Source organism: Campylobacter concisus (assembly GCF_902460665.1).
Classification (GTDB): domain Bacteria; phylum Campylobacterota; class Campylobacteria; order Campylobacterales; family Campylobacteraceae; genus Campylobacter_A; species Campylobacter_A concisus_AL.
The window spans coordinates 1-25,144 of sequence record NZ_CABPUR010000006.1 but is presented as its reverse complement, the minus strand read 5'-3'; the positions used below and the strand labels follow the sequence as shown (position 1 = coordinate 25,144).

General features: G+C 32.8%; 35 protein-coding genes. 2 read left to right on the top strand and 33 right to left on the bottom strand.

The annotated features are described in order from the left end of the window. The first annotated feature begins 49 nt into the window (after window positions 1–49). Complete coding sequence (locus F3G66_RS08890; RefSeq protein ID WP_223154259.1) at window positions 50–814, top strand: replication initiation protein; 765 nt, start codon at window positions 50–52, stop codon at window positions 812–814. A gap of 33 nt (window positions 815–847) precedes the next feature. On the opposite strand, the gene F3G66_RS09500 is transcribed toward F3G66_RS08890, so the two are convergent. The 26 genes from F3G66_RS09500 to F3G66_RS08775 all read right to left on the bottom strand — a co-directional run bounded on the left by F3G66_RS09500 (window position 848) and on the right by F3G66_RS08775 (window position 20,046). After that, window positions 848–1,009, bottom strand: a complete 162-nt coding sequence (locus tag F3G66_RS09500) for a hypothetical protein (protein WP_159070840.1) — start codon at window positions 1,007–1,009, stop codon at window positions 848–850. A gap of 18 nt (window positions 1,010–1,027) precedes the next feature. After that, window positions 1,028–1,594 (bottom strand): hypothetical protein, encoded by a 567-nt coding sequence (locus F3G66_RS08885; protein WP_103576079.1) that lies wholly within the window; start codon window positions 1,592–1,594, stop codon window positions 1,028–1,030. 120 nt (window positions 1,595–1,714) lie between these two features. Further along, the gene (locus F3G66_RS08880) at window positions 1,715–2,161 is read right to left on the bottom strand and encodes a hypothetical protein (protein WP_107770683.1); all 447 of its coding nucleotides are present in this window, start codon (window positions 2,159–2,161) and stop codon (window positions 1,715–1,717) included. A gap of 33 nt (window positions 2,162–2,194) precedes the next feature. After that, window positions 2,195–2,488: a hypothetical protein gene (locus tag F3G66_RS08875; RefSeq protein ID WP_103576081.1), complete on the bottom strand. Its 294-nt coding sequence runs from the start codon at window positions 2,486–2,488 to the stop codon at window positions 2,195–2,197. Window positions 2,489–2,528: 40 nt separating this feature from the next. Further along, the gene (locus F3G66_RS08870) at window positions 2,529–2,750 is read right to left on the bottom strand and encodes a hypothetical protein (RefSeq protein ID WP_103620035.1); all 222 of its coding nucleotides are present in this window, start codon (window positions 2,748–2,750) and stop codon (window positions 2,529–2,531) included. Between the two features lie 230 nt (window positions 2,751–2,980). Continuing rightward, a complete protein-coding gene (locus tag F3G66_RS08865; RefSeq protein WP_021092016.1) occupies window positions 2,981–3,625 on the bottom strand; it encodes an AAA family ATPase in 645 nt (214 codons plus the stop codon). Window positions 3,626–3,914: 289 nt separating this feature from the next. Beyond that, window positions 3,915–4,046: a hypothetical protein gene (locus F3G66_RS09735; RefSeq protein WP_258030323.1), complete on the bottom strand. Its 132-nt coding sequence runs from the start codon at window positions 4,044–4,046 to the stop codon at window positions 3,915–3,917. Between the two features lie 17 nt (window positions 4,047–4,063). Continuing rightward, window positions 4,064–5,062, bottom strand: a complete 999-nt coding sequence (locus F3G66_RS08855; protein WP_107831746.1) for an adenine-specific methyltransferase EcoRI family protein — start codon at window positions 5,060–5,062, stop codon at window positions 4,064–4,066. Window positions 5,063–5,070: 8 nt separating this feature from the next. Next, complete coding sequence (ssb, locus tag F3G66_RS08850; protein WP_148815809.1) at window positions 5,071–5,472, bottom strand: single-stranded DNA-binding protein; 402 nt, start codon at window positions 5,470–5,472, stop codon at window positions 5,071–5,073. 23 nt (window positions 5,473–5,495) lie between these two features. Then, entirely contained in the window at window positions 5,496–7,451 is a 1,956-nt protein-coding gene (locus F3G66_RS08845; protein WP_149707842.1) for a type IA DNA topoisomerase, read from the bottom strand. Between the two features lie 14 nt (window positions 7,452–7,465). Next, a complete protein-coding gene (locus F3G66_RS08840; protein WP_021091994.1) occupies window positions 7,466–8,686 on the bottom strand; it encodes a type IV secretion system protein in 1,221 nt (406 codons plus the stop codon). A gap of 1 nt (window position 8,687) precedes the next feature. Next, window positions 8,688–8,963, bottom strand: coding sequence for a hypothetical protein (locus tag F3G66_RS08835; RefSeq protein WP_103576016.1), 276 nt, complete (start codon window positions 8,961–8,963; stop codon window positions 8,688–8,690). Window positions 8,964–9,032: 69 nt separating this feature from the next. Next, a complete protein-coding gene (locus F3G66_RS08830) occupies window positions 9,033–9,908 on the bottom strand; it encodes an ArdC-like ssDNA-binding domain-containing protein (protein WP_103620028.1) in 876 nt (291 codons plus the stop codon). A gap of 41 nt (window positions 9,909–9,949) precedes the next feature. Next, window positions 9,950–10,147, bottom strand: a complete 198-nt coding sequence (locus F3G66_RS08825; protein ID WP_021092004.1) for a hypothetical protein — start codon at window positions 10,145–10,147, stop codon at window positions 9,950–9,952. Window positions 10,148–10,346: 199 nt separating this feature from the next. After that, window positions 10,347–12,152: a type IV secretory system conjugative DNA transfer family protein gene (locus F3G66_RS08820; protein WP_149707843.1), complete on the bottom strand. Its 1,806-nt coding sequence runs from the start codon at window positions 12,150–12,152 to the stop codon at window positions 10,347–10,349. A gap of 52 nt (window positions 12,153–12,204) precedes the next feature. Continuing rightward, window positions 12,205–12,615 (bottom strand): hypothetical protein, encoded by a 411-nt coding sequence (locus F3G66_RS08815; RefSeq protein ID WP_021091980.1) that lies wholly within the window; start codon window positions 12,613–12,615, stop codon window positions 12,205–12,207. After that, window positions 12,612–13,559, bottom strand: a complete 948-nt coding sequence (locus F3G66_RS08810; RefSeq protein ID WP_103587021.1) for an ATPase, T2SS/T4P/T4SS family — start codon at window positions 13,557–13,559, stop codon at window positions 12,612–12,614. The genes F3G66_RS08815 and F3G66_RS08810 overlap by 4 nt, the downstream gene beginning before the upstream one ends. Next, window positions 13,552–13,758: a hypothetical protein gene (locus F3G66_RS08805; RefSeq protein WP_149703640.1), complete on the bottom strand. Its 207-nt coding sequence runs from the start codon at window positions 13,756–13,758 to the stop codon at window positions 13,552–13,554. Before F3G66_RS08805 ends, F3G66_RS08810 begins: the two co-directional genes overlap by 8 nt. Before the next feature lie 9 nt (window positions 13,759–13,767). Next, entirely contained in the window at window positions 13,768–14,991 is a 1,224-nt protein-coding gene (locus F3G66_RS08800) for a DNA type IV secretion system protein ComB10 (RefSeq protein WP_103574917.1), read from the bottom strand. Between the two features lies 1 nt (window position 14,992). Next, entirely contained in the window at window positions 14,993–16,108 is a 1,116-nt protein-coding gene (locus F3G66_RS08795; RefSeq protein WP_223154261.1) for a TrbG/VirB9 family P-type conjugative transfer protein, read from the bottom strand. Beyond that, window positions 16,083–16,217 carry a hypothetical protein gene (locus F3G66_RS09730; RefSeq protein ID WP_262483392.1) on the bottom strand — a complete coding sequence of 45 codons (135 nt, stop codon included), beginning with the start codon at window positions 16,215–16,217 and terminating at the stop codon, window positions 16,083–16,085. The genes F3G66_RS08795 and F3G66_RS09730 overlap by 26 nt, the downstream gene beginning before the upstream one ends. Then, entirely contained in the window at window positions 16,214–16,864 is a 651-nt protein-coding gene (locus F3G66_RS08790; RefSeq protein ID WP_021091981.1) for a VirB8 family type IV secretion system protein, read from the bottom strand. The genes F3G66_RS09730 and F3G66_RS08790 overlap by 4 nt, the downstream gene beginning before the upstream one ends. Before the next feature lies 1 nt (window position 16,865). Further along, entirely contained in the window at window positions 16,866–16,988 is a 123-nt protein-coding gene (locus tag F3G66_RS09725) for a hypothetical protein (protein ID WP_258030324.1), read from the bottom strand. 2 nt (window positions 16,989–16,990) lie between these two features. Next, window positions 16,991–19,459 (bottom strand): VirB4 family type IV secretion/conjugal transfer ATPase, encoded by a 2,469-nt coding sequence (locus tag F3G66_RS08785; protein ID WP_149707841.1) that lies wholly within the window; start codon window positions 19,457–19,459, stop codon window positions 16,991–16,993. Between the two features lie 9 nt (window positions 19,460–19,468). Next, on the bottom strand, window positions 19,469–19,711 hold the full coding sequence (locus tag F3G66_RS08780; protein ID WP_103587016.1) for a hypothetical protein: 243 nt from the start codon (window positions 19,709–19,711) through the stop codon (window positions 19,469–19,471). Between the two features lie 17 nt (window positions 19,712–19,728). Continuing rightward, on the bottom strand, window positions 19,729–20,046 hold the full coding sequence (locus F3G66_RS08775; protein ID WP_103617579.1) for a hypothetical protein: 318 nt from the start codon (window positions 20,044–20,046) through the stop codon (window positions 19,729–19,731). Window positions 20,047–20,651: 605 nt separating this feature from the next. Between F3G66_RS08775 and F3G66_RS08770 the strand changes: the two genes are divergently transcribed. Continuing rightward, window positions 20,652–22,271 carry a relaxase/mobilization nuclease domain-containing protein gene (locus F3G66_RS08770; protein WP_149703849.1) on the top strand — a complete coding sequence of 540 codons (1,620 nt, stop codon included), beginning with the start codon at window positions 20,652–20,654 and terminating at the stop codon, window positions 22,269–22,271. 172 nt (window positions 22,272–22,443) lie between these two features. On the opposite strand, the gene F3G66_RS08765 is transcribed toward F3G66_RS08770, so the two are convergent. The 7 genes from F3G66_RS08765 to F3G66_RS08735 form a co-directional block, all read right to left on the bottom strand. Beyond that, window positions 22,444–22,749 (bottom strand): type II toxin-antitoxin system RelE family toxin, encoded by a 306-nt coding sequence (locus tag F3G66_RS08765; protein WP_051303952.1) that lies wholly within the window; start codon window positions 22,747–22,749, stop codon window positions 22,444–22,446. Continuing rightward, complete coding sequence (locus tag F3G66_RS08760) at window positions 22,739–22,990, bottom strand: hypothetical protein (RefSeq protein WP_103596518.1); 252 nt, start codon at window positions 22,988–22,990, stop codon at window positions 22,739–22,741. The genes F3G66_RS08765 and F3G66_RS08760 overlap by 11 nt, the downstream gene beginning before the upstream one ends. A gap of 11 nt (window positions 22,991–23,001) precedes the next feature. After that, entirely contained in the window at window positions 23,002–23,253 is a 252-nt protein-coding gene (locus F3G66_RS08755; protein WP_103596519.1) for a hypothetical protein, read from the bottom strand. 84 nt (window positions 23,254–23,337) lie between these two features. Continuing rightward, window positions 23,338–23,577 carry a hypothetical protein gene (locus tag F3G66_RS08750; RefSeq protein ID WP_103560449.1) on the bottom strand — a complete coding sequence of 80 codons (240 nt, stop codon included), beginning with the start codon at window positions 23,575–23,577 and terminating at the stop codon, window positions 23,338–23,340. Between the two features lie 11 nt (window positions 23,578–23,588). Continuing rightward, window positions 23,589–23,963 carry a hypothetical protein gene (locus F3G66_RS08745; protein ID WP_103596520.1) on the bottom strand — a complete coding sequence of 125 codons (375 nt, stop codon included), beginning with the start codon at window positions 23,961–23,963 and terminating at the stop codon, window positions 23,589–23,591. 10 nt (window positions 23,964–23,973) lie between these two features. Continuing rightward, a complete protein-coding gene (locus F3G66_RS08740; RefSeq protein ID WP_021091986.1) occupies window positions 23,974–24,213 on the bottom strand; it encodes a hypothetical protein in 240 nt (79 codons plus the stop codon). A 10-nt stretch (window positions 24,214–24,223) separates the two neighbouring features. Beyond that, window positions 24,224–24,463: a P-loop NTPase family protein gene (locus F3G66_RS08735; protein WP_021091982.1), complete on the bottom strand. Its 240-nt coding sequence runs from the start codon at window positions 24,461–24,463 to the stop codon at window positions 24,224–24,226. Window positions 24,464–25,144: the final 681 nt, after the last annotated feature.

Below are 25,144 nucleotides of genomic sequence, written 5' to 3'. Positions count from 1 at the left end.
GGTAAAAAAAATGTGTGAAATGTCTTTCTATTTTGAGAAAGGTAATTTCGTGCTTAAAACCACAAGAGTCGCTCATATAGAAAGCAATGGAACGCTCGTTTTCCGTAATAAAATGAATTCTATATTGTTTCCAGTAAATTTTACATCTAGGGATTATGATATTTTCTTTACTATTTGCTGGTATGCAAAGCAATTGGGGTATTCGGATAGCAGAAATTATATTGAAATGCCGTATTCTAAGATATCACAATTCTTTGCTGAAGGTCTAAATAAAACTCGTTTTAATAACGAGGTGCTTGAGTTTTGTAAAAAGGTTTTAGGCGAAAACGGATCGGCAATCTACAAAAGTTTAGAGATTACAAATAATGATGAAATTATGACGGCTGGAGTTTTTTTCATTTCTATTAAAGCCTTTAGAAATACGCAAATTTTAAAATTTAAATTAAATACAGAAGCTCTCGATATTTTATTTGGTACTCTAAAATTTATGAGAATAAATTTACACGATTTTATTTCAATTCGAAGTAAATTTGCAAAGTCTCTTTATCGCCTCTTACTACAATATCAAAATATCAGATCCGACAAAGATGGCTTTAAGTGTGTAAATTTTAATAGACCTGATTTCGAAAGATTTATGAGCGTTCCTGAAAAATACGAAACGAGAGATTTGGATCGCCGTGTAATAAATCCTGCCATAGAAGAGTTAAACGAAAACTACTTTAAAAAGATTGTTCTCGAGAAGAAAATTGCTGAAGGCTCTAAAAAGAACGTTATCGGCTACTCTTTTAGGTTTATGTTAAATGAGGATGCTTGATTTTGCTTAGAGCTACGATCACTCTTACTTATCCTAATAATCTAGCTCTAGCTTTTGAACGTCAAAATTTATTTGCTCAGCTTTTGGGGTAGGTAAATTTTGCCTTTTACTATCACCATCGTTATTTTTATTTTTAAACATTCTTACTAAAATTTTATGGATTTTTATAAGGTTATTTTTAATTTTTTTAGTCATTTTTTGTTTCTTGGCTTATCAACCTCTTATTCTCATGGCTATGTACTCTTCCAGATCTAGGTCAAAGTTGTTCGCTTCCGCCTTAAATTGCATTAGTTCATCAAATGTGAAAATATCTTTTAGCTCGTATGTTGCTAGAATTTTAATGTCTGAGTAGGTTAAAATACTTATTTCTAGGCTTTCTGCGATTTGTCTTATCTTTTCTTTTTTTGCTTCGCTTACAAATACTATATAGTTTTGCTGATGCTCTTTCTCTTTTGCGTCATTTGGCTGTGGGGCTTCTATTAATCCCATTTTAAATCTTACAAATTCGCTCATGCTCGTATTGTGCCATTTTGCTTGGTCATAGATCGTTACAAGCACTTCATCTTTTATATATGGTATAGGTGTTGTTAATGCTAATTCTATAAATTTTGCTAGCGTGTATGTTGGATATTTCTTGCGTATTTTTATGCCTAGTTCTTTAGAAAATTTAGTTCCAACCGATACCTTGCCTTTTTTTGTAGATTGTTCCTTTTGACTATCTGCTCCAGCTATAAATTCATCTAATTTGTCAGTAGAATTGCTTGTTCTTTTAAAATCCATCTCTTTTTCCTTTTTTTAATTTGATTGTAACATTTTATAAAATTTATTACTACCCTATAGCTTCTCTACTCATCTTTTACTCCTTTTTACAGATAAATTTTAGTAGCTTTTGTTCTTTTATCATATTTCTTCTACTTTATCTTTTTTTATAAAAATTTTATTCCCCCAAAATCTGGTTATTAAACCGCCTATCCAAGCGATGACTGAAAAATTAACGAGAAGGATAATTAGCATTAAAAAAATGTCAGTCTCATCCCCATTGTCCTTTGCGTAACCAAGGATACTAAATGCAACTTTTATAAATTCAATTATATTTATGCCATTAAGCATCGCATAAATAGGCGTTATAATCATCACAAAAAGACATATCATTGTCATTAAAATACTAATACCAAGACCGACAGCAAATACCTTTGCCTCTCTTTCATTTTTTTCTTCATCTTCGATTTCGCCTCTTAAAAATGGATATGATAAAAACATTCCAGTTGTCAAAAGCATAATCGAAAAAGCTGAAAACGTATAATTTATAAAATCTACGAAATTTGTTGATAATGTATCTAACGCCATTTTTATCCCTTTGCCTACTAATACTAAGCCTTTTTATAAACTAGGCTTACTTCTCCAAGCCCACCACTCAGCACCATCATATTCTTCACGTTCTAGCCAATCAGGGATGTCCTTAAAGGTTATCCAACCCTTCCAGTATTGTGAGCCATATCCTTTGTCATAGTTAAGCATACTTGCTTGTATCTCATTCCAAGGGATTTCTCCTTTACCCTTGTAGCTGGTAATAGTAGAGCAACACCAATCTCTTGAGAATTTAAGCATATACTCATCTACTTTGTGATCTCCTATGAGTTCCATTGTCTCTTGTTTGAAGTTAGTTGGTCTCATTTTTATATCTGCTTCTTGCTATATTTTAACAATCCGCTGACTACCTTCTTATTGTCCAATTTGGAACACTTAATTCGCCATCGCCATCTACTTTAATGATAGACTTAGGAATTACCTGAGAGTTTTCTTCGTAGTAATCATTTCTCCAACTAACGGTTACATTTGAGCCTTCTACCTTAGTGATTTTAACATAGAACTCTATACCATTTTTAGATTCTATGTAAGCTCCAACCTTGATTAGCTCATCTCTTGTTTTTTCCATTTTGTATCCTTTTCTTATTGAATTTAGTTTATTATAGTGAAAATTTGCTTAAAAAATAATAAAATAAGTAAAAATAAACTAATAAATAATTAAAAAATATATAAAATTTAAATAACATAAAAATATTTTTTCAGTGAAAATTATAAGTAAAATATAAAAAAATGCTTTTCTTCTTCCCCCTTTTTAAATTTACACATCGCTTTTGGCGATGCTACTATTATCTTCATTTTTTAAAATATCTCACTGCATAAATTTTTGATTTCTTGTTCAGTTTTGTTGCCGTCGTTCATTTCAACTACACTTAGTCCTAGCTGGGTCGCAATTTTATATCGCTCTCTTTCAAATATAATTGTTTCTGCTAGTTTTATATAGTCTTCTTGAATTTCTTTTATAAAGTTCTTGAGACTTTCTACTTTTTTGGCTAAAAATGGATTTGTGGACGCTCTATTGATTACAATATATGTTTGCAGATTAGTGTTTTGCTCCTTTGCCATCTTGATTATGTTTACCATTTTATCAAGGACGCTTACGTCAAACTGGCTTGGAATTGTCGGAATTATAACAATATCGCTTAGTGCTATTGCTATTCTCATTTCTCGACTATCTCGTCCGCCTGTATCGATTACTATATCCCTTTTTGTTTTGTTGTCCTGCAGGAATACTTTTAGTTCTTCGCCGTATTTATATGCAAAGTCAAATGCTTTTGGGTGATTTTCTTCGTTTCGTATATTTAAAAATGTGGCTATTGACTTCTGTGGGTCTGTATCGACCAATAATAGTGGTTCGCCTTTTACAATGCCTTGGTTTATCGCTATATTAGTAGCTAGGGTGCTTTTACCGCTTCCGCCTTTTTCATTACATATAGAAACAATCATTTTTATTCCTTTGCCTTAGATTTTTAAATGATTATATACTTTTAAACTTAATAAATAATAAAATATTAAATTATTAAATAGTATTTTAAATAAATATCTAAAAAATAAAAATTATATATTGAATATTTTTTTATAAATAAAACAATAGTATTTTATAAAAAATTACTCTTTTCTTTCTGAAATAATAAAATTTATCTTGATAATAAAATATAGCATTACGTTAAAAATTATATAGCACATAATAGCGAGGGCTATAAAAAAGGCATCTGCATTGAGTAGGGTCTCTATTTTATTTGGTTTTTTTAAAAGATATAAAATAGTATTTATGCCGATCCCAAATAAATTTATAAATGCAAAAACCCACATAAACCGCTTTGCTGGGGTATTGAAAAGCTGTAGCTTGTTTTTCTTCTTCATGCACTTTTGTCCTTTTGCTACCTAAAATTGATTTAATATTCTTGCTCTAGGCTTTAATCCACCTTTTCTTTGTATGATGATCCTTGTAAAAAGTTCTTGCCCTTTTAGAACCGCTGATTTTGTGTTGTTTTCTTTGTAGGTATGCTTAACTAGCTCAGGGTATTTGTCTTTAATTTCAAAGTCACAGCCTAAAATTTTAAATTGTGCTGGGTTGTGCCTTAAAAAAAATGTTAGCGGTATACCAATTACTCCGTCATAGTCAATTGGTATGTCCTTGCAATTTTTGACTTCTATGATCTTGTAATTATCGTACTCTGGGTATTTATTTTCATTGCCCTTATACTTTTGGGTTAATCTTATACCATTTTGGTGTTTTATGCTTTTTAAATTTGTAAACCATGATATGTTGCTAAAACGCTTCTTACTGCCGTCTGGTCGTGTGAAAATATTTACTTGATGATTGCCTAGCCAAATTTTACCATTTTTGTATAGCTCAAATATTTTTTTATACGTAATTGAGTAGGTTCCTCCAACTATTAAAAATTTCTTGTTTTGTTTTTCTACAATTTCTATTAAGTCGCGAAAAAGGGAGAAAGGTGGATTTGTGACTATTATATCGCCACTTGCTATAATATGTCTTACTTCTTTGCTTCTAAAATCACCGTTCCCTTGCAACATCGTCTCATTTATTCCGCTCTCGCTGATCTCTATTTTCATCCCCTTTGATTTTGGCTCTTTAATATTGTACGTCGTTGTAATTAGCTTTTTTAGCTCTAGGGATTTAAAATTTAAGGCAAAGTATCTATAAAAGTTGCTTTTCTTGCCGTCGTTGCAAGGGCATACTACTACTTTGCCTTTAAAATGTGTTCTATAATCTTGTATTTCGGCTCTTATCTCATCGAAACTCGTATAAAACTCATCATCTACGTCATATTTTGCACTCATGAAGTAGATATTGGCTCTTTTATCTTTATCTGATAACCAGCTTTGAGCTCTTTCGCTTTGGGTTAAATTTTGCATTTTACTGCTTATTCCCCTTGCACATACTCGGTTTTTTCAGTTTGTTCTTCTCGCTCGTTAGGCGTTTCCTTTTCGTTAATTTCCTGCTTTTTGCCATCAAGCATTACCATTTTATCAACGACAATGCTATGTTTGCTCCTATTTTGTCCATTATTGTCTGTCCATTGGTCGAATTTCAATCTACCATCTACGAAAACTTTTGACCCCTTTTTGAGATATTGATTTGCGATCTCTGCGGTCTTACCCATAAAAGTGATATCTATAAAGCAGATTTCTTCTTTTTTCTCATTGTTAATAGTGTACTTGTATGTTGATGCGATAGCCGTGTTGCCTATGGCTAGCCCTGATGGTGTGTATCTGAGCTCAACATCCCTTGTTAAATTTCCTATTACTGACACATATGTATGCATGTTTTCTCCTTTTTATTGTTTTATTATTTTTTCTTTATTGCTTTGTTTATAAAATCTTTACAAATTTGTAGATTTTTTTCGTAATCTTTTGGCAGTGCCATTCCTTTGTCTTTAGATAGCTTTTTAGCCAATTCTATTTGTTTCTCGCTTGGTGGTACTATGACTTTGTCTTTATTTTTATCAATAAAATTAGAGCAAATCTTCCAGTCTTTTTCGATGCCGTCTGGCAATTGCATATTTAAACTATGTGCTATATTTTTAGCCCACTCGAGTTGTTTCTCGCTTGGTGGCTTTTGTATGCTATCGTTTAGCTCTTTGAAGCCCATTTTCTCATGGAGTGGTCTTATAAAGTCTAAATAGTCAACCTTTCCATTGCTAATTTCATCTAGCACACTTTCCATTTGTTTCGTAAATTCGCTTTGTGTGATCCACTCATCGTTGTTTGTTTTTATAGTTTCAATAAAATTTATACCCTTTGGCGTTGCTATGATATTGCTATTTTTGCCTTTTGTTTCGATGCTTACGTACTCTCTTTTAATAAGTGTTGGTAGAAATGTTGCATACGTGCTTGGACGACCGATACCTTCTTTTTCCAAAAGAGATATAAAATTACTTTCTTTATAGTGCTGTGGCGCTTGCTTTTTTACTTCCTGTAGATTAAATTCTAATATTTGGAGCTCATCTCCTTGAGCTAGATTTAATGTTATCTCTTGAATTTCTTTATCTTTGTCGTCTTCATCTTCAGTTGTGGCTACGATAGCATTTTTAAATCCTTTATAGATACATTTGCTCGTTTTTGCCTTGAAGCTTAGCGTCTTTATATCTATATCATATATAGTATTTTCGTTAATCGCATTTTTGGCTTGACTTTGAACCGAATTTAAAAAGATAAGCTCATAAAGGCTTTTTTCGTCATCCGTTAGGCTTTCTTTTTTTGCTATTTCTTCTATTTGGTTAAAATCATGTATGTGTGAGATACGTATTGCTTCATGTGCTTCTGCTTGGCTTTGGCTTCCTGCTTTATATTCTTTTTTCTCATACCATTCTTCATTGCCAAATTTAACGCCTACTTCATCTATAAATTCGTTTGATAAGCTGTTACTATCGGTTCTATGATAAGTAATTAAGCCTTTTTCAAATAATTTTTGAGCAAGGCTCATCGTCTTGTCAGGGCTAAAGCCCAATCTTTTATTTGCGTACTCTTGTAGTTGTGAGGTTCTAAAAGGTACTTTAGGCTTTTGTTGTGCCTGCTTAACATCAATTTTATATACCTTTGCTAGGCTACCAGCTAATTCAGATATTTTGGCGTTTGCTTCATCTCTGTCTGTAAATACATTGTCATTTACCGCATTAAATTCTATGCCGTCTTTTGTTTTAAGCTTTACTTTTATTTTATAATCGATCTTTGCGTTTGCCTTATTTTCTAGAAATTCTTTTATTTCCAATTCTCGCTCTACAATTAGAGCAAGAGCTGGGGTTTGCACCCTGCCTACGCTATTGTTTTTGTCATTTAGCTTATTGATGTATGTTGGCGACATAATAAATCCCACCAACTTGTCGCCTACCGCTCTTGCCTTGAAGCTATCAAATTCTTTTAAATTTGAGTTTGCAAAAGGCACAGCACTATCTAGCCCCTTTTTTATTCCACTCTCTGTGATCTCGTGAAATTCTGCACGTTTAACGCTTTTTGCTATATTTTTAATAGTTTGATAAACCATATAGCCTATTCCGTATCCCTCTCTATCAGGGTCTGTCGCAATTACGACATCTTTCCCTTTGCAATCATTAAATATTGCATTTATTCGGCTTTTGCTATCTTCTTTGAAATCAAATATTGGCTCATAGTTCTTAAAATCAACTACTATTTGATTTGTAAGCTCTTTAAAATGCCCTTTTGTAGCATAAACTTTTGCTCCAGTTATTTGCTCTATCTTATTGACCTTGTTTGGGCTTTCAATTATGATTATTGTATTTTGCATGTTTTTACTCCTTTTTATGGGGCTACATATCCGCCACGAAATGTTTTATACTTTTCATATGCTTTTCCTACGCCTTGACCTATTGCTTTTGAGCCTGCGCCGATATCTTTTATCAAATTTGCACCTGCTCCTATACTTGCACTAGCTATTTGTCCTGCTACTCCAGCTCCTGTAGCTGATCCAAATCCACTTACTGCTCCGCCTATGAAACTTCCGCCACCAGCTTTTCTAGCTAATCCGCTTAATATGGTTTTGCCTGCTACTGCACCAGCCACTATTCCGCCAGTTACACCGCCACTTCCATTTTCCATCTGCGTACCAAGCACTGCGTTGATCCAACTTGGAATTTTCCTTAATAAAAACAATGCTGTTATGCAGGTTATCGATCCTGTAATTAGGTATTCGAATTGTTTAGTAAATAGTTCGCCTATATAATCTTGGTATTTCTCTAGTTCTAAAATTGGGTTCATTGCTAAATTTAGGGCTATAAATGCTAATGGTGCAATAATTGCGTATGATAAATAGAGCTTATACCAGCTCCATAAATATGGTAAGAATTTTGGCATTATTAAAAATGGTATGACTAAAGGCAAGGTGCTAAGTATTAAAAATGCCATAAATTTACTAAAGAAAATCACTATTGTAATTCCTATCAAAAGTATAAAAAATGCTAAATAAAAAATCCAAAAAGGTATCATACGAATTGCTGTTATCACACCTGCCGATAAATAATCCATTACGCCGTTAAAGCTAATGCCTAAAAATGACCACTCTTGCGATTGTAAATACTCTTTTGTTCCGTAGCTCCACATCATTTCTCTTAGATTATCGATCCTGTTTGCTGACTCTGTCACAATCGATCCAAAGTCTTTATTTTCAAAAATTGAGCTGACTATTGCAGTTATTGCGTTCTCTGGGATTGTTAGGATATATAAAACGCCCATATAGGCGTTAAAGGAGCTAAGAGTTGCAAATATAAAACATAGCAATATTAAATATTTTATAGCTCCGAAGATCTCATCTCTTGTTGGGTAGCCATTTTTTACTCTACCCAATAGCCAAAACACCACTATAAGAATTATTATAGTTTCCGATGCAGTTGAATATACTAAATCATGCGATCCATTATAAAATTTTTCAAATAAGCTCATTACGTTTTCTTGCATAACGGCTTGTACTTTATTAATCCAATTACTATCGGTTAATATGTCTTTTGCTACTTCTGTCTGTGCCATTTTACGCCTTTGTTATTTCTTTCATATATGTTTTTATTGATATTAGTGCTTTTCCATTATCTAATGGCTTTTTGGTTTTTATTTTTTTAATTTCTATTTTTTTATTATTTTTTATAATTGTTTCTGTCGCGATTTCTTCTTCAAAGTATGGGCTTTGCATTTCTATGATAAAATTTTCCGTATTTTCTTTTGTGGCAGGGTTGCCCACATTTGTTTGAATTTTGCTATTGTTCTTTTTGTCGCTCAGCCCTAAAAAATTTATAAAATCGCTTAACATCTTTTTCCCTTTTTACAAACAATAGGGAGCTTTGCTCCCTATTTGTCCTAAGTTTCGTTTATGACCTATTTATCTCTCCATGCCCTTGTTTTGCTCTTTGGTTTGAGCTTTTTCTTTGGTCATGTCGATCTTTTTAGCTGGATTAAAATAATCTACACCTTTAATTTGAGCTAGCGTTAGGTTGTTTAGCTGTTTCTCTAAATTTCCGCTTATTCCCAAGGTCTTGTTGTAATCTATTTTTACTTCAAAATCTTGATTTTTCGCTTGCTCTCTATAGTGCTGGATTGCTGTTAGATCTCTTTCTTTGATCTTGCTCTCGTCTAGTCCATCAAACTGACTTACGTGATATAGAGTTTTTGTTTCTAGGCGTGGATTAATTGGGATTTTTTCCTTTACAACATAGGTCATTGCTTCCCCTGTCTCTTTGTCATACTTTATATTGCCGTCTTTGTCTTTAACAACAGCCATGATTTCTTTACCATCTCTGTCTAGTTTTGGTCTAATCTCGTGGTCTGCAATATAGAGCATTTTGACACCATCGACTCTAGCTTGTAAGCCATTTTTAGTGGTTAGGATTTCGCCTGTTTTCTCATCGTGTTTTAGCTTTAGTATTCCGCCCATTGCGTTACCTTGCTCCATTGTCACAAATTGAGGCTTGTCATAACCTTTTATAGCCATTTCGGCTCTCAATAGCATACTAGTCTCTCTTGAGTATGTGGCTCCAGTCTTTGCGTTGTATGGAATTGTCCTATCGACTTCTTCTTTACTCATATCTTTTTGCCAGTCTGCTTTTGCTGTCTTGTGGGCTTCAAAGAGCTTATATTTCATGTATTTATCAAAGCTCTCTTTCTTTTCAGCGTTATCCATCTGATTCCAGCTTTTTCTCTCTTGTTGAGTGGCATTTTCTTGTTGTTCTGACTTGATATACTTTGTAAAATCAGCCATTTTTTATCCTTTACATCTGTTAATAACCTATAACTTTTGGGCTATAGGTTTGAGTTAGGCTCATTTTCTTCTTCTATGATTTCGAGGCTTTGGTGGTCTTTTTTTAGGTAATCCCACTTCTTGCTTTCATCATCGTTGATTTCAAACTCGCCGTCTTGGCTCTCTTCGAATTGCTTTGCAAGATACATCTCATACTCTTTATATGCTTCTTCTTGCTTTAGCTTTTCTGCATAGGTCATTTTCTACTCCTTAGGACAGATTTTTAGAGTTTTTAGGCTCTAATCTAAAATTTAGGTTTTTTATTAAATTTTAGATTAAAAACTTTATAAATAATAAAATATATAACAATAAAATATTAAAAAGTAAAAATATTTAAAGCTTATAAATACTATTGCTTTAAAATTATTGGTAATATTTATAAATTTTTTTAAAAAATTTCTACTCTTTATCTATTTTTATTCTTAATGATTTTAATAATTCATCTCTTTGCTCTTTTCTTTCATCTTTTACTTGTGTTTGTTTTTGATTTGTAATTGTCTTAGTTGTTTCTGCTGTTTCTATAATTTCTTGGGTCGATACTACTTCTACTTTATCTGCCCCTTTAAATTGCTCTATTTTGAACCAATATGGCACTTTCGCCTTGATAGGTATTTTAAAAAATCCTTTTACAAGTATCAAAATATCGCTACTATCCTGATTTTTTAGGTCTTGTGCTGTGACCAGCTTCTTTGCTTCTTTGCTTTTTGAGATATTGCTTTTAAAAAGATCCATATTGCCTTGCGATTTACTTATTTTTATGTTGGTGTAATCGCCTATTAGCTTACTTGTGTCTTCAGCGTCTTTGTCGCTGTTCATGCCAAAAATTACTTGATAACCGCTGTTATTTTTAACGATATTCATATCATCTTCGCCATAATATTTTTTGATTTGCTCATAGCTTTGGGTCACAAATACAGGCAATAAGCCATAGCTCCTACATAGTGCTGGTGCTTCTAGCAAGAATGGCATTTTTCCAAATCTAACGAATTCGTCTAAAAATGCGTAAATAAATTTATTTAAATCACTACATTCTTTTCCGCTCATAAGCTTTTTAAATAGCGTTTCTACAAAAATTCTTATAAGTGGTGCTAGGATGTCCATATCTTCGGTTTGAACGACTACGTACATCGATATTCTTTTTTCTCTTAGGTCTTCAAATGTGAAGCTCATTTTGCTGGTGGCACTAGCAACTTGTGGGTTTGTAAAAACTTTCATAAAAGTATCGTATGTCGATTTTATCGATGCAAACTCATTGTCGGCAGATTTTGAGTAGGCTCTAGCTTGATTTCTTGTATTCTCATCTATAGTTTCGTCAAAACTAGTCTGTTTGAGCCAAATTTTGAAAGTATCTACATCATAATCTCGTTCTCTTGGTTTCGTTGGATCGTCTTCATCAGGCTCTTTCATGGCTTCTTCGCCAAATTTCTCATCAAGATAGTCGAAATAATCAGCCTTTGGTGCTTGTGCCAATTGTGCCAGTGTTGCGTGCTTGTCTTTTTGCATAAAATACTCTGCAAAAAATACAAACATTGTTTTTGCCGATATTATCCAGTGATCGTTTTCTCTACCTTTTTCGCCTACAAATATTGTGGAGGCGATCTGCTCGGCTAATTTTTTTATATGAAGATATTGCAAATCTTTAACTAGGCTATGATCAAACGGATTAAAAAATAATGTATTATCCCAGCTAAAAGGGGAGAATAGCTGGATTTCATTGTTAAAATATTTTTGACGATAGCCTGCTGTTTTTACGTAAAGCTCCCCTTTGATATCCAATACTACGCAAGAATTTGGCACACTTAATAAATTTGGGATAATCATACCAGCCGTTTTTCCGCTTCCAGGAGGTGCTACTACTAATGTTGAGAGTGGTTGCGTTGCACGTATAAATTTTGGGCTTGTGCTGTCAATGTCAAAACATCCTAGCACAAGTCCTGTTTTGTAGTTTATCTTCATCTTTTCAAAATCTGCTGGCGTTGCAAACCTTGCTGATCCATAATCTTCATTATCTCTTAGATATGGCATTAGCCACCAAATTATAGCGACTAAGAGTGGTGCTATTAGTGCAAATACCGCGACATAGGCTTTCATTTTTAACGTTGGCGTGCCAATATTTTGTAAAATTTTAAATGCTACAATTGGCACATTTACTATGTCAGGGTTAAAAATAAGTTTTACAACTACCAAATATGCAATTATCCCCATTATTATGGATGTTATGTATATTAATATCCACTTTTTAGCTGTAAATTCTTTGCTATTCACCTTGCAATCCTTTTATCTCTTTGTTATTAGGTTGCTTTGTTCGTTCTACGTCTATTTTTATTTTTAGCTTACCGATCTTATTACTTAGTCTTTCTATTGCGTCAAAAAACTCATACATAGTCTTTTCTAGGTCGCTTTTAGCTTCTTCTTTTTTTATAATGTGAGCATTTAGGTGATATGCTATTTGGTTTAAATTTTTTCCGAGATGCTTAAATTCTTTCAAAAAATCAGCCAAAATTTCATTATTAATCTCAATTTGTTTTAGGGTTTGTGCATATTTTTCAACATGAATTAATTTTCTAACGATCGCAGATTTGCTTTCATTTCTTGCCTGCATCATTTTTGTTAAAATTCTTGCATCGGCTTCGGTAAAATAAATAAAATGACTAGATACTTTTTTCATGCGATCATCCTTGCAATATCTATCTCTTTCAAATTGAGGATATCTGTAATTACTCTTTTATTTTTTACCCTTGCTATTTGAATGATATAGTCAATTGCTGTCATTATTAGGCTATCAAGCATACTTTCGTCTACATTTGATAATCCACCGCCTAATATAATGTTTGTTTTTATTGCTTTTATGGCATCTTTTGGGTTGTTCGCATGTAGTGTGCTTAGGTTGCCTGCGTGTCCTGTATTATTTACTCTTAAAAATGAAAACGTATTTCTGATATCTATCTCGCCTAAGAAAAGCCTATCAGGTCGCAAACGCATTGCATTGTCGATCGCTACTTGGTAGCTATAAATTTCTGTTGCTATTTTCGGGACGGCAAGTTGAGTTTTATTTATGTTTTCAACTCTTAGTTCTTGGCTATCTTCTATGGTTACTACTCGCTCGCTTGGGTCTATTTCTCCCATTAGTGAGTTTAAAAAACTTGTCTTTCCGCTTCCAGTTCCACCGCTTAAAAGCACATTCTTTTTTTCGTGTATCAAGTCTTTTATTTTTTCATAGCTCCAGCCGTTATTTATGCATTTTTCACTTAGGATAAAGCTTTCGAGCGGATAAATTTCTTTGCTTGGTATCCTTATGCAGATTGCTATTTCGCTATTAAATAGGCTTGATTTGTGCTGTGCTTGGACACGATATCGCAAAAATGGACTTGGCAATTCACAAGACAAGTGACAATGGCTTTCATCAAAACGTTGATTTCTTCTAGTTGCCAGCTCGACTAAAAAACTATTTAAAAATTTAGCATCTAGTTTTTCGTCTTTTACCACTTCCCAGTGGTCGCCATAATCTATATTAATTTCGCAAGGCTGGTTAAAAATTAGCTCATTTGCGTTTAGATTTAGATATGGCTTTAAAACATTAAGAATGTTTTTTAAAATTATACTTTCACTCATCTTGCTCGTTTTGCTTTTGGTCTGGTGCTTGGTTCATTAAATTTCTTTTTTCTTCTAGCAACATCTCAAGCTTTTGTTTCTCTTTATCTGCATTCACTTGAGCTTTCTCGGTTTTCTTTACCTGTTTTGCTATACGCTCCAAAATTTTGTTATAAGCGTTTTGGTTTTTGATTTCCGCTTTAATATCTTCTAGTTGCACACTTGCTCCTTAATCGTTGAAATATTGCATTAAAACTTCGCCATTTTTAGGTTTTGCAAACCACATGTGATTTGTTGGTACTAAAAATATACGGCTTCCGCTTTTAATTTCAATTGTTGGTTTAATTTGACTTTGTTGTTGGATTATGTCTTGAACTACACTACTTACATCGCTTCTTGAATTAGAGTAAATTTCATTTACATAGGTGTTATTTGCATTGTTTCCGCTATTAATTTTCGATGCTATGCCTAAAAGCAAAGCATTTGTAATTGTTGAGATTGAATATGCTATGCCGTATCTTTCCCAATATTTGTTATTGACTGCTCCAACTGCTCCTGTCATACCCATATTATCAGCCACTATTGCATCTGTTAGCATTATGTTTATGCCTTGTGGCGTGATAATCTCTCGCCATCTAATTTCTAATCGTTCGTTTCCGATTTTGGTGTCGTTGGTATAAAATCCTATTGCTTTACTTCCACGTGGTATCAATACGGCTCGCCCCATTGCGGCATATATATCTTGCTCTATTTGAGCCGTAACTATTCCGCTTAAATCCGAGCTTATTGCACTAGTTAATATGGCTGGGATTAGTCTGCCAGCTCTAATTGTGCGATACAGCCTATGCTCATTTGTGCTTATATCAACAGGCTTTTGATTTGAAAAGCTATCAACGCCATATTTTGAGCTGTTTTGATTTACGCTTTTTACTTCATTATTGCGATTTGCTAAAATTTGCGCTCGCATTAGCTCCTGCATTCGTTTTTTATACGCTCTTTGGTTGTCTATTGCCATTTCTTGTCGCAATTGTTCCTGTTTGGCTTGAAGCTTGGCTTGTTGTTCTCTTGCACGCTGTGCCATTTGCTCTTGCTCTTGTATATCTTGCTCAGGCGTCTGATCTTGCAAATTTTGATTTCTTTGTGCATTTAGAGCATTTTGTTGCTTGTTGCCTAGCTTCTCGAGTCTGTTTAAAATCTCAGTTAAATTCTGATCTTCATTTGGCTCTCTCTTGCCAGCTTTATAAATATAATCATCTACTGGGAATTTTGAATTTTCGAATAGATGATTTAAATTTGTTTGATTTTGCAGATTCCTGATCTTATCGTCTTTTGCTTTTTTGCTTATATTTTCGTCATCAAATATTTCAGCCGTAGCTGTATTGGTGGCAAAAAGGGGGGCAGATATAACGCTAATTGTAACTATGCTTAAAAATAGTCTATTCCCCTTTTTCATTTTAAATTCCTTTAGTTTCATTTATTGTTTTTTTGTTTTCTTTTTGGTGCTGTCTTATTGCTTCTTTATCTGTATTTAGGTTTTTTCTTATTTCTTTTCTATCTCTTTCTTCTTGCGTTTCTTTTCTCTCTACACACACATAGCTATCGCCACTTTTAATAGTAAATTTTGGATTTATGGTTTCGGCTATAATGTAGTCTCCTATCACTCTTGTTTCTACTGGGCTGTCCTGCTTGTCGATAACTGCAAAAATTGTAGGAATTTGTGGCATTTCATCTTTGGCATATTTAAAATATGTAAATTTCTTGTCGCTAAAAATTTCTGCTGACAAAAGCCATTCATTTTCTTTTTTTGCTTTTTGCGTATAGCCAGTATAAATATCGCTCTTTAGCACTTTTAGCTCTGCTATGCCATCTTTTATGATTTTATATTTATCGCTTTCATCTTTTGCTTTGGCTTGCTTTGCTTTTTGTACTTCATCGTCTTGTATGCGAATTACAAAGCTTGGATCATTCGTATTCTTGTAATCTGTCGAATATAAATAAAATGTGTGGATTTTTCCATCGCTTGTAAAAATAGTTAGACTTGTATCAATTCCTATAAGCTGTGGGATTATCGCTATCGCATTTGCTTTGCTTGGTATTTGCTCTACTTTAAATCCTGTTTGGTCACCCAATACAAAATTATCTATATCATTATCAAATATAAGCGTTGTTGCCATTGCTTGGCGAGTACGTATTTTATGCGTCTTATTTGGTACGTATTTTATTGTTTGTGTATTTTCATATCCGCTATAATTTTTAGTGTGGAATTTGTTTTGTAGTGCTTTTAAGTCCTGATTTCTTATAGCATTTTGCATAAGCTCAAGCTCTTCTTTGCTTATATCTTGTGATTGCTCCACACCCATTCCATCTTGCTCTGGCATTTGTGCCATTTGTGGTTGAGAATTATTAAATTTTGCTAGTTGTGGATGATTGTTCTGCCCCATACCAAATGGTTTTACCTTAAAATTTGATTGAACTTGGCTATTAACATCCTTGTTTTTGTCATTAAAAATATCTTCGCCCATTGAGCCATTTTTTTGCTGTTCATTAACTAGTTCTTGTGTCTGTCGCATAAATTGCACGGACTTCATTCATTTGTTCTTCGCTTAAGCCTTGGTCTTGTTCTGCATTTAAATTTAAAACAAATAATGCTATTAAAGATAATCTAGTTAAATTTTTCATTTTTTATCCTTTTCATCTATTATCTGCGTTACTTGATATTTGTTCACTATAAAGCCTGTTGGGTTTTTCATTGTGTCCGCATAATTACTAGTTTGGTTGCGGAAGTCATACTCTATTGCACTTCTATATTTTTTATAGCTTACTTCAGTGCGAGTTGGATTTGTAATTTCTGCTTGAAAATCTATCGTAGCTACATTTTGGCTTAAAATCGCTACGTTTAGAATTTTTATATCTCTATAGTAATTTTTTGTAGTGTAAATTGAATTAGGATCGCTAACCAAATTTTCGAACGCTTCCCATACTTGTCTACTACTTTGCGTACGTATTTCGTTGTAACGCTCAGCATCATCTATGCGATTAATTAACTCTCTATTTTTCACATATCCTGCAAGTATGCTTTTTAAAAGTTCTTCATTGTTTCTAACATTTAAACTGGTATCGTCTATTGTCACAAACCTTGAGTCACCATCTGAAAATTTTAACAATACAGGCTTTGTCTCTTTAAGAGGTGTTAGTAGTGCTATCGCAACGGATAAACTTATGCTGACTATTGTTAAAGCAATGATCACATAAAACATATACGCTTTTATGTTTCGCTCCGCCTTAAAAATAAAATTTGGGTCTACTTTTTTGTCTTCGTATGCCATATTAACCTACTTGTATGATGTCGTAGCAAGCGCAAGGACTTACTTTTTCTATTTTGCTTGGCTTATCAGCACATCCACCTAGAAATATCATTAAAGCCGTTGTTACAATTACTGCTAGTTTCATTTTTAGCTCCTTTGTTCTTTGTGTTCTATATAGTATTTACGCCAATGTATTGGGCTTTCAGTTTTTAATTTTTTTATCAAATTTACGCTGTCTGAGCTTGACGAGAATACTCTCAAATAATTCCCTAGGCTTGACAAATTGACATTTAGTTTTGCACTCTCATTTCGTAGCTTCATGTTTAAAAGCACCTGCCTAGCATTTGATTGAGTGTCTTTCAAGAATTTAGCTTCCGTAGGTGTTAGTCCTATTATCTCGCTTAGCTGATTTAGCGTATCTTCGTTGTTTGTTGGGAAGATAAGAAAATTTGCGATATTGTCAAGAAATGATGAGCCACGCTCATTCCCATTAAATAGGCTTATGTTTTGAAAGCCAAAGCATCCAACACCGCCTATCTTTCTCCACTCCAAAATACCTTCAAGGATTTTCTCTGACATTACTTCATCTCTTAAATAGTCCTTCAACTCGTCTATGAAACAAAAAAAGCCACGTATATTTTCGCTATTTTTTGCCTGATTTTTCAGTCTGTGAAATACATACATTGCGGTGAGGGCTGATACCTTTTTGTTTGGCAATATTCCATCCATGTTTAGTACTGATAGCTGTTTTGTGAAATTTAGGGCATCTTCCTTGTTATCAAAAATTGAGCCCTTATAATTTCCAAATCTAGTTTTTAATCTTGCTTCATTATCAGCTGGCAGTGAGTCTATGAAATCGCTTAACGACAATATTTGATCCGCTTGCTTATTGTCAAAAAGCCTATTTATTGTTTCTCTAATATCTTTTGTTGCATCATGCTCTTCAGGCTTTAGCTCTGCCATTGAGCTTAGCCATGACGCTAAAAATTCTCTATTCTCTGCTGTATCGGCTAGGCTGAATGGATTTAGTTTAAACCCATCGCTTTCGCTATCATGATATTCTCCGTCCATGTAATTTGTGAAGCAATACATACCTCTTAGCTTGTCCATTGCAAAAATACTTACAGGATATTTAAAGAGGTTTGTCATTAAGAACTGAATTGTTGTTGTTTTACCAGTTCCTGTTCCACCTATGATCATTGTATGACCAGCTGGTCTATCTCCATCAGGTTGGCAGTGAAAGTTAAACAAAAATGGTGTGCCATTTAAGTGTTTAAAAGTCGTAACTGCTTCGTCGCCCCAATCATTTTGGTTAAATCCAGTTACTTCGTTTTCAAAATTTGCGATCGTAGCTAGGTTGCTTATGTTTAGGGTTTTCTTTCTTGCGTTCAAATTTCCACGACTTGGGAAGAGGCTAAAATATAGTGCCTTTTGGTTAATAGTCTCTCTAACAACATTTAAACCTTGATTTTCAAGGATATTTTTTAGTTCGTTTGTGCGATTATCCAGTTCTGTTAGGTTGTCGGCTAGGCAATATATAGAAAAGCTTGTTTCAACTAGGTTTTCCCTATCTGCTTGGATTAACTCCATCAAATGATCCAGTTCTTGTTGGACTAGTTCAACTGAGAAAACTCTAGTATCTTTTATTTTTTTGATCGCTTTGCGTTTTTCGTACGCCTTAAAGTAAATCATCGTCATAAACTCATGATTACTCTTAATCAAATTTGACGTAATGATTGACTTTATTTGCTCTGTTTCGTATGCCTTTACACTGACAAATCTTGCATATTTTGTTGTGCCATCATTCCTGTAAAATTCGATATAATCTTTTTTAAATTCGACATAAGAGCTAATATAGCTATCTGTAATTAATTCGTTTGTGTATCTTAAATTTGTTTCCTGTGCGTTTGAGTACGTCGCATAAAAATTAATTATCTCATCACTACTCATCTGGCGTGGCTGATACGTTGCCAAATGGTTTTTTATATTTAAGAGTGTGTTATTTAACAACTCCATTTTTTGTTTATAGTTTGAGCTTTCTTTATTTTTTTCGTCTTGTTCGCTAGTTACTTTGGTTTTAAAGCTTTCAAGAAATCCAGTTATATTTTTCGTCGTAGTCGATATAAGCATAAAATATTTGATTGAATAAATATCTTGATTTTTTTCCCATTTTTCAATTATTTCATTCGCATATTGATTTATATTTTTTTCGATATAGTCTTTAGCCTTGATTTTAGTTTTTTTAATGATTAAATTGGTCTCTACATTATCTCTTAGTGTAGTAAAAAACATAATTCGATTTAATAGATAATCCATTTCAGCGTCAAGACTAATTCCAGCGTAGCTTGTCCCCTTTAGTTCCACTGCAATTGTTATGTTGCCATCTTTGGTAACAATAGCATTCTCGCCGTATTTGCATGCGATATTGTTCTCTTTTGCCATTGTGTATATTTCAGGTTCGCCCAGCATTATTATTCTGTCAGCTTTTTTATTTATTTGACTTATTTTTGAGCGGATATCGCTATTTTTTTCTTTTTTTGTTTCAGTTCCAAGCTCTTGCTTGTCTTGTTTGTTTTGTTTCCAATCCCTAAAAACATCTATAAGTCCACGAGCCATTATTTAGTCCTATGCAAAAAATTTTCTTTGTGAAATTTTAAAATTTGAGCCGATGATCTCATAGATATCTTCATCGAAAAATTCCAAAATGAAAAAAAGGCAATATAAAACTGCAACGACTGCCAACGAATACAAAATCAAGATAAACCATGAGATAAATCCAATTACAAAGATAATTAGTAAGCTTGTTGTAGTTAGCCCCATTATTTTTGTTTTTCGTGTTAAATCCATATAGCAGTCAGTTACAACCATTTTATACTCGCTTTTATCTACATTGCTGCGGCGGTTAGCCCGTAGCAAACTCCTAGGATTATTGATGCGATAATTACAAACCTTATGTGCTGTTTAATTTGTTCCACGTTAAAAAGTGCTGTAAGCATGAGGACAATTATCCAGAGAATTCCAATAACGAGTATAATCGTATTGAGAACACTTGCAAGACTACTTCCTGCTTCGGTTACTTGAGTATTTACGTTTTGCTCAAGTGTTTTCAGCACATTTTGTCCACCACCTGATCCAAAAAGAAACAATGGTGAGCACATTGCTAGATAAAAAAGCTTTTTCGCTTTTGATAGGATTTTTTTCATTCCATACTCCTTTGTAATTTATTTTGTTTCCGTTACTATATTATTTTTAAAAAATGGACTTTTTGTATAAATATTTTTAAGATGTATGTTTTTATGGGAGTTCTGAAATATGATATAAGTTTTTCTTAATTTTTTATTTACTTTTTAATTTTTATAAAGTAACGTTTTTTTGGCACTTCATTTATTTTTTTTATAAATTTTTTCTTTTACAAAATGTCACTTTATAAAAAATTTGTATTTTTTTTACTTTTAATTATATTTTGTATCTTTGACTATATATTTTTAATTTTATATATTCTATTTTAATTTATTTTTTTTTATAAATATAGTTTTTCTTATCATCTCTATTTTACATATTTTATATTTTTTACAAATATTCTTTTTAATTACTATTCTTATTTAAAAAAATAAAATGAAATTTTATTTTTATTTTTATTCTTTTGTAAAAAGAATAAAAATCACACTATAAAGCCGATAATATCGGCGTTTAGTGTAAAAAGTGATATATAAAAGGGGTTATCCTGCCTATCTTCTCGCATTATATTTTTTTAACTTTACTTACACTAACATCATTACAAATCTTTTAAATAGTTGGAGTTTTTATTTTGGCTAGAACAGAAGCACAATGGGATGAATTTTTAAAAACTATCAGAGCTGGGCGAACAAAAAATTCATCAAATGAGCACAAAAATATATCTTTTGGCTCGAGCCATATTTCATTGATTAAAAATTCTTTCTCAAAAAATACAAAACAATCTGTTGTGAAGATGATTTCAAATTTACCACGTGAAAGTATTAAAAGATGTATTGACTACACTCTCAATAACTCAATTGATGGCTCTGCCATCAATGAAAAAGGGGAGAGAGTAAGCAGTGACGAAATTATGAAAAATTGGAGTAAGGATTTTGGCACAAATAAAAATTCAAAAGACGCTTGGCATCTTATTTTTTCAATCAATGAGCCATGCAATGATGAAAAAACACTAAACGCTCTAGTTGATAGTGTTAGTGAAATTCTAAGTAGAAATTTTATGGGGCATAAGTATGCTTTGGTGCTTCACACACATCAAAACAACCCACACGTGCATGTAGTTCTTAACAAGCGTAATGATATGACTAGGCGTAAAATTCATTTTGATACTCGTGACGAGATTAAAGATTTCTTCGACGAAGTTCGCACTGATTTTGCCTATTCACTTGGTGCAAGAGGGTTAAAATACGAAAATAAAAACGCTATGCATAAGGATTTAAAAAAAGAATTTTCTAAAATAAAATCTAGTATCAATCTTGAGCAGGATAGCTATACGGCAAAGGATAAAACACTAGAATTTTACGAGCAAATGCAAGAAAAAAATAAGATAGAATATAATGCAACTTCCAGCCGTATAAAGACTATGAATGATGAGATTGATTTACTAAAAAAAGCTAATGATGAGCTGACTAGGCAATTTTTACTCTACGTTCAGAAAAAGGGCAAAAAACGTTTTAAGCTGGGCAAGGAGCTAAAGGAGAATAATAAAATATTACTTCAAAAACGCAAGGATTTAATAAAAGAGATTAAAAAGCTTGATAGTCTTTCATATAAGGCTACTCAGATCAATGATATGCATTTGGCTCACTACAAGGATCAATCTGATACCCTTAAATTACTTGAAAATTTTAGTTATAACTTTAACAAAATTTATCCGCACGGCAAAGGCTCTAGTAAAGCCGACTGGTTATTTTCTAAAAAGGTAAAACGATCTATTGCTGTGCTTCGTGGGCGTGATGATAATGCTAAAAAATACTTTGATGATAGCTTAGTTGCTACACGTCTTTTGGGTCGCAATGAAAGTCTTTTTAAACTTAATAAAAAACTTGAAATTTTAGATCAAAGCCTTTATATTTTACATCACTCCGAGCTTGGCGATACTGAGAAAAATGAATTTAAAAAGCGACTAGATGATAATAAAGATTTTATAGCCGACATTTGCAAAAAACGCTTTTCATATATTGAAAATAAGCTATTAAAATCTGAAAAAATTAGTAAGGACGATTTTCTTTTAAAAGAGTATTTTAAAGGTGTATCTATGCTTGATACTACGGCTAACGAACGACTTATCAGGATCAAAAATGAGCGTAGGCTTTATAAGGATGTTTTGGCGGAACGTGAGACTATGGGCTTAAATTCTTACTCTTCGTACGATAAAACTCAAAATGAAAAAAATAACGATCGTAGTAGATAAATGCTATTATCTACTATTTTAAAATTTCTTTGATTGTTGTTTGATAGTTTGCTAAAAAAATAATAAAATATATAACAAAAAAACTACATATAATTAAAATTAATAAAAGTTAAGAATAGTAAAAAAAGTAATTTTTTATAAAAATTAAGATAGTAAATATTAAAAAAATGTGTTATTTTGTTGGCACGTTCTTTAAAATACTTTTTACATTCCTATCGGTATAAACTTCATCTCTTTTACTTATGTCGAGAAAAAGTACTATAAGCTCTTCATCTTGTATAAAACATATCAAGCGATAGTTTTTTACTCTATATCTCCATAATCCACTCAAATTCTCAGTTAATCCTTTTCCGCTACTGCGTGGATCATCACTTTCCTCGAGTCGATCAAGAAACTTTTGAATTGGTTTTTTGATTGAGCCGTCAAGTTCATTAAACTTCTCTTTAGCATAATCGCTAAATCGTATCTTATAAGCCATTTTCTTTCTTTATATCAGCCCATGAGGTTGATTTGCTTCCGCTAGCCAAATATTCAGAATAAAGCTTTGCTCCAAGCTTTGCATCTTCAATGTCTTGCAAGGCTTCGCTGTCGATCTTATTTTTCGATGTGTTGATATACTTTATCGTATATGTTGGATTGCTGGCTTTGGCGACAGCGTTTTTTATAGCTTGGATAATTTGTTGGTTTAAATTTTCGCCTGTAATAGTTATAGTTTTCATGTGTTTGCTCTCTATTTTTCAAAGTCTGGAATAACTATAGGTGATTTATACCTAGTATTACATTCATATGCGTCATACTTCAATTTATTATATGCGTCTGATGTGCTTGGTTCGGTATTTCTGTATTTCTTTAAAATGATTTCACATTCTTCGTCACTCAACTCGTGCTTTTGTTTTTGTACCTTTGGCAGTTGAAACTCTGCACATCCACTAAAAAACAATCCAGCTATTGCTGTAATTATCAAAACCTTATTTACTTTCATTGTAAATCCTTTTTTTAAGAAAAATTATAACATATTGTATAAAATTTTACGTTATAAGGCTATTTGGTTTCTCGACCAGCTTTATCATACTCTGGCTCTTCTTTGCTCTTCTTCGTCGATCTGACACACTACTTCGTCGTCGTGCCATATCATGCACCCAAGGGAGTCTAAGTATTCAACCATTAGCCTAACACTGCTTTTTAAAAACGAGAGCTCTCTATCACTTATGTTTGCAAGCTCTCTTGACTCTAGTGGGAGCGGAGCTTTAATTAGCTCATTCATTATTTCATTTGCTCTCTCAAATTTATTATAATCTCTATTCATGCTTGTCCCTTTTATGGCAATTTAAAACCTATTGCATAAATCGGATACACATTCTCTAGAAACCCACTTTTAGCCAAGGTTTCTCTTATTTCCTTGTATGTATGCCTGCGATCATCATATTTGATCCAGCCACCTTCAATATCTTTTTTCTCAAAATACCAATACACTTCATCCATATTGATGTAGTTTTTTTCCACATACTCCTGATTTAGTGCCATGTTATTGAGATAATCGCTTGCTGGTTCGGCTAATTCCATCTCATAGTAATATTCACCATCTCTTGATTTATAAAAATTTACTACTCTATAGATAGACTCGGTTCTATCAAGTGATCTATCCATGTCCTTTTTTAGGACTATTCTGTCATTTGATTTAAATTTTTGCATTTTAGACTCCTTAATTATTTAAGTTTGCTAGTAAATTTGACTTTTCGTCTTCTATGCTCTTAATTACATCTTCTTTATTTGTAATTTCGCAACCAAACTCGTCTGCTAGCTCAATTATGTACTTTTGAAGCCTAGCACATTCGGCTATGACTTCTTCGCTTTCATCATCCAAATCCCCTAACCACTTGCATTCTTTTAACGCCTTTAGCGTCATTTCATGCCTGCAATAGCTCATAAATATCTCTCTCATCTTCTACTCCTTATCTATTTTCTCTTATATTTTGCTCTATAACATCTTTTATGGCTCTTAGTGACTCATAAAATGATGTAAACTCGGTCTTTTCACCTTTATTGTAGGTCACATAAACTACGTTAGTTGTGTTCGTATCGTTTAACATGGCTTCGTATACCACACCATTTCTTTGCATCGATATATGCTTTTCATCGCCATTTATCTTTCCGTATTGACTAAGTAGGTTAATTATGCTGTTTGCTTTCATCTCTTATCCTTTCTTTTTATAATAAGATTATATCCAAAATAAACTTAATAAATAATAAAACTATAAATAATAAAATATTATATAATTAAAATATTCAGTAGTAAAAAAATAACTTATAAAATAAAATAATCAAAATATAAGCATAATATTTAAGCATTTTTTAAGTTACATTATGCTTTTTTCTTCCCCCTTTTTAAATTTACACATCGCTTTTAGCGATGCTACTATATTGCGGGGCGTTGCGGGGTATCCCCGCTTAATACCATAAAGAGCCGAGACCTAGGCTCGGCTCTGGCGTTCCAGCACTCTAGTGCAGGTCGCCTGCCATAAAATTTCGGACAATTTGTAAAAATAAATTTACTCAACAATGCGTCAAACTCCCACACAAAGGGGTTAAACATCACTTCATCAATACTTATTTAAAGCTTAAAGTCCAAAAAGCAGATGGCTTGCATTCGATTACGGCTCATAAAATTTCGGACAATTTGTAAAAATAAATTTACTCAACAATGCGTCAAACTCCCACACAAAGGGGTTAAACATCACTTCATCAATACTTATTTAAAGCTTAAAGTCCAAAAAGCAGATGGCTGTTTTTATCGTGTCTTAGATGATCTTTCGTAGTCTTTTTCAATTTTTGTGTTTATCAAGTTAAGTCGCTTATAGCTTTCTCTCATTCCC

Bases quoted from the DNA above. Each gene is read 5' to 3' on its own strand.
- F3G66_RS08760 (WP_103596518.1), bottom strand. From the start codon at position 22,990: ATGAAAACTATAACTATTACAGGCGAAAATTTAAACCAACAAATTATC.
- F3G66_RS08880 (WP_107770683.1), bottom strand. From the start codon at position 2,161: ATGGCGTTAGATACATTATCAACAAATTTCGTAGATTTTATAAATTAT.
- F3G66_RS08885 (WP_103576079.1), bottom strand. From the start codon at position 1,594: ATGGATTTTAAAAGAACAAGCAATTCTACTGACAAATTAGATGAATTT.
- F3G66_RS08745 (WP_103596520.1), bottom strand. From the start codon at position 23,963: ATGCAAAAATTTAAATCAAATGACAGAATAGTCCTAAAAAAGGACATG.
- F3G66_RS08780 (WP_103587016.1), bottom strand. From the start codon at position 19,711: ATGGTTGTAACTGACTGCTATATGGATTTAACACGAAAAACAAAAATA.
- F3G66_RS09500 (WP_159070840.1), bottom strand. From the start codon at position 1,009: ATGACTAAAAAAATTAAAAATAACCTTATAAAAATCCATAAAATTTTA.
- F3G66_RS08790 (WP_021091981.1), bottom strand. From the start codon at position 16,864: ATGGCATACGAAGACAAAAAAGTAGACCCAAATTTTATTTTTAAGGCG.
- F3G66_RS08840 (WP_021091994.1), bottom strand. From the start codon at position 8,686: ATGGCACAGACAGAAGTAGCAAAAGACATATTAACCGATAGTAATTGG.
- F3G66_RS09725 (WP_258030324.1), bottom strand. From the start codon at position 16,988: ATGAAACTAGCAGTAATTGTAACAACGGCTTTAATGATATTTCTAGGT.
- F3G66_RS08750 (WP_103560449.1), bottom strand. From the start codon at position 23,577: ATGAATAGAGATTATAATAAATTTGAGAGAGCAAATGAAATAATGAAT.
- F3G66_RS08735 (WP_021091982.1), bottom strand. From the start codon at position 24,463: ATGAAAGCAAACAGCATAATTAACCTACTTAGTCAATACGGAAAGATA.
- F3G66_RS08830 (WP_103620028.1), bottom strand. From the start codon at position 9,908: ATGGCTGATTTTACAAAGTATATCAAGTCAGAACAACAAGAAAATGCC.
- F3G66_RS08775 (WP_103617579.1), bottom strand. From the start codon at position 20,046: ATGAAAAAAATCCTATCAAAAGCGAAAAAGCTTTTTTATCTAGCAATG.
- F3G66_RS08820 (WP_149707843.1), bottom strand. From the start codon at position 12,152: ATGGGGATAATTGCATATTTGGTAGTTGTAAAACTTATTTTTAACCCT.
- F3G66_RS08800 (WP_103574917.1), bottom strand. From the start codon at position 14,991: ATGAAAAAGGGGAATAGACTATTTTTAAGCATAGTTACAATTAGCGTT.
- F3G66_RS08835 (WP_103576016.1), bottom strand. From the start codon at position 8,963: ATGTTAAGCGATTTTATAAATTTTTTAGGGCTGAGCGACAAAAAGAAC.
- F3G66_RS08845 (WP_149707842.1), bottom strand. From the start codon at position 7,451: ATGCAAAATACAATAATCATAATTGAAAGCCCAAACAAGGTCAATAAG.
- F3G66_RS08755 (WP_103596519.1), bottom strand. From the start codon at position 23,253: ATGAAAGTAAATAAGGTTTTGATAATTACAGCAATAGCTGGATTGTTT.
- F3G66_RS08765 (WP_051303952.1), bottom strand. From the start codon at position 22,749: ATGGCTTATAAGATACGATTTAGCGATTATGCTAAAGAGAAGTTTAAT.
- F3G66_RS09730 (WP_262483392.1), bottom strand. From the start codon at position 16,217: ATGAAAAATTTAACTAGATTATCTTTAATAGCATTATTTGTTTTAAAT.
- F3G66_RS08795 (WP_223154261.1), bottom strand. From the start codon at position 16,108: ATGCGACAGACACAAGAACTAGTTAATGAACAGCAAAAAAATGGCTCA.
- ssb (WP_148815809.1), bottom strand. From the start codon at position 5,472: ATGCATACATATGTGTCAGTAATAGGAAATTTAACAAGGGATGTTGAG.
- F3G66_RS08870 (WP_103620035.1), bottom strand. From the start codon at position 2,750: ATGGAAAAAACAAGAGATGAGCTAATCAAGGTTGGAGCTTACATAGAA.
- F3G66_RS08785 (WP_149707841.1), bottom strand. From the start codon at position 19,459: ATGGCTCGTGGACTTATAGATGTTTTTAGGGATTGGAAACAAAACAAA.
- F3G66_RS08740 (WP_021091986.1), bottom strand. From the start codon at position 24,213: ATGAGAGAGATATTTATGAGCTATTGCAGGCATGAAATGACGCTAAAG.
- F3G66_RS08825 (WP_021092004.1), bottom strand. From the start codon at position 10,147: ATGACCTATGCAGAAAAGCTAAAGCAAGAAGAAGCATATAAAGAGTAT.
- F3G66_RS08865 (WP_021092016.1), bottom strand. From the start codon at position 3,625: ATGATTGTTTCTATATGTAATGAAAAAGGCGGAAGCGGTAAAAGCACC.
- F3G66_RS08810 (WP_103587021.1), bottom strand. From the start codon at position 13,559: ATGAGTGAAAGTATAATTTTAAAAAACATTCTTAATGTTTTAAAGCCA.
- F3G66_RS08875 (WP_103576081.1), bottom strand. From the start codon at position 2,488: ATGAGACCAACTAACTTCAAACAAGAGACAATGGAACTCATAGGAGAT.
- F3G66_RS08815 (WP_021091980.1), bottom strand. From the start codon at position 12,615: ATGAAAAAAGTATCTAGTCATTTTATTTATTTTACCGAAGCCGATGCA.
- F3G66_RS08855 (WP_107831746.1), bottom strand. From the start codon at position 5,062: ATGCAAAATTTAACCCAAAGCGAAAGAGCTCAAAGCTGGTTATCAGAT.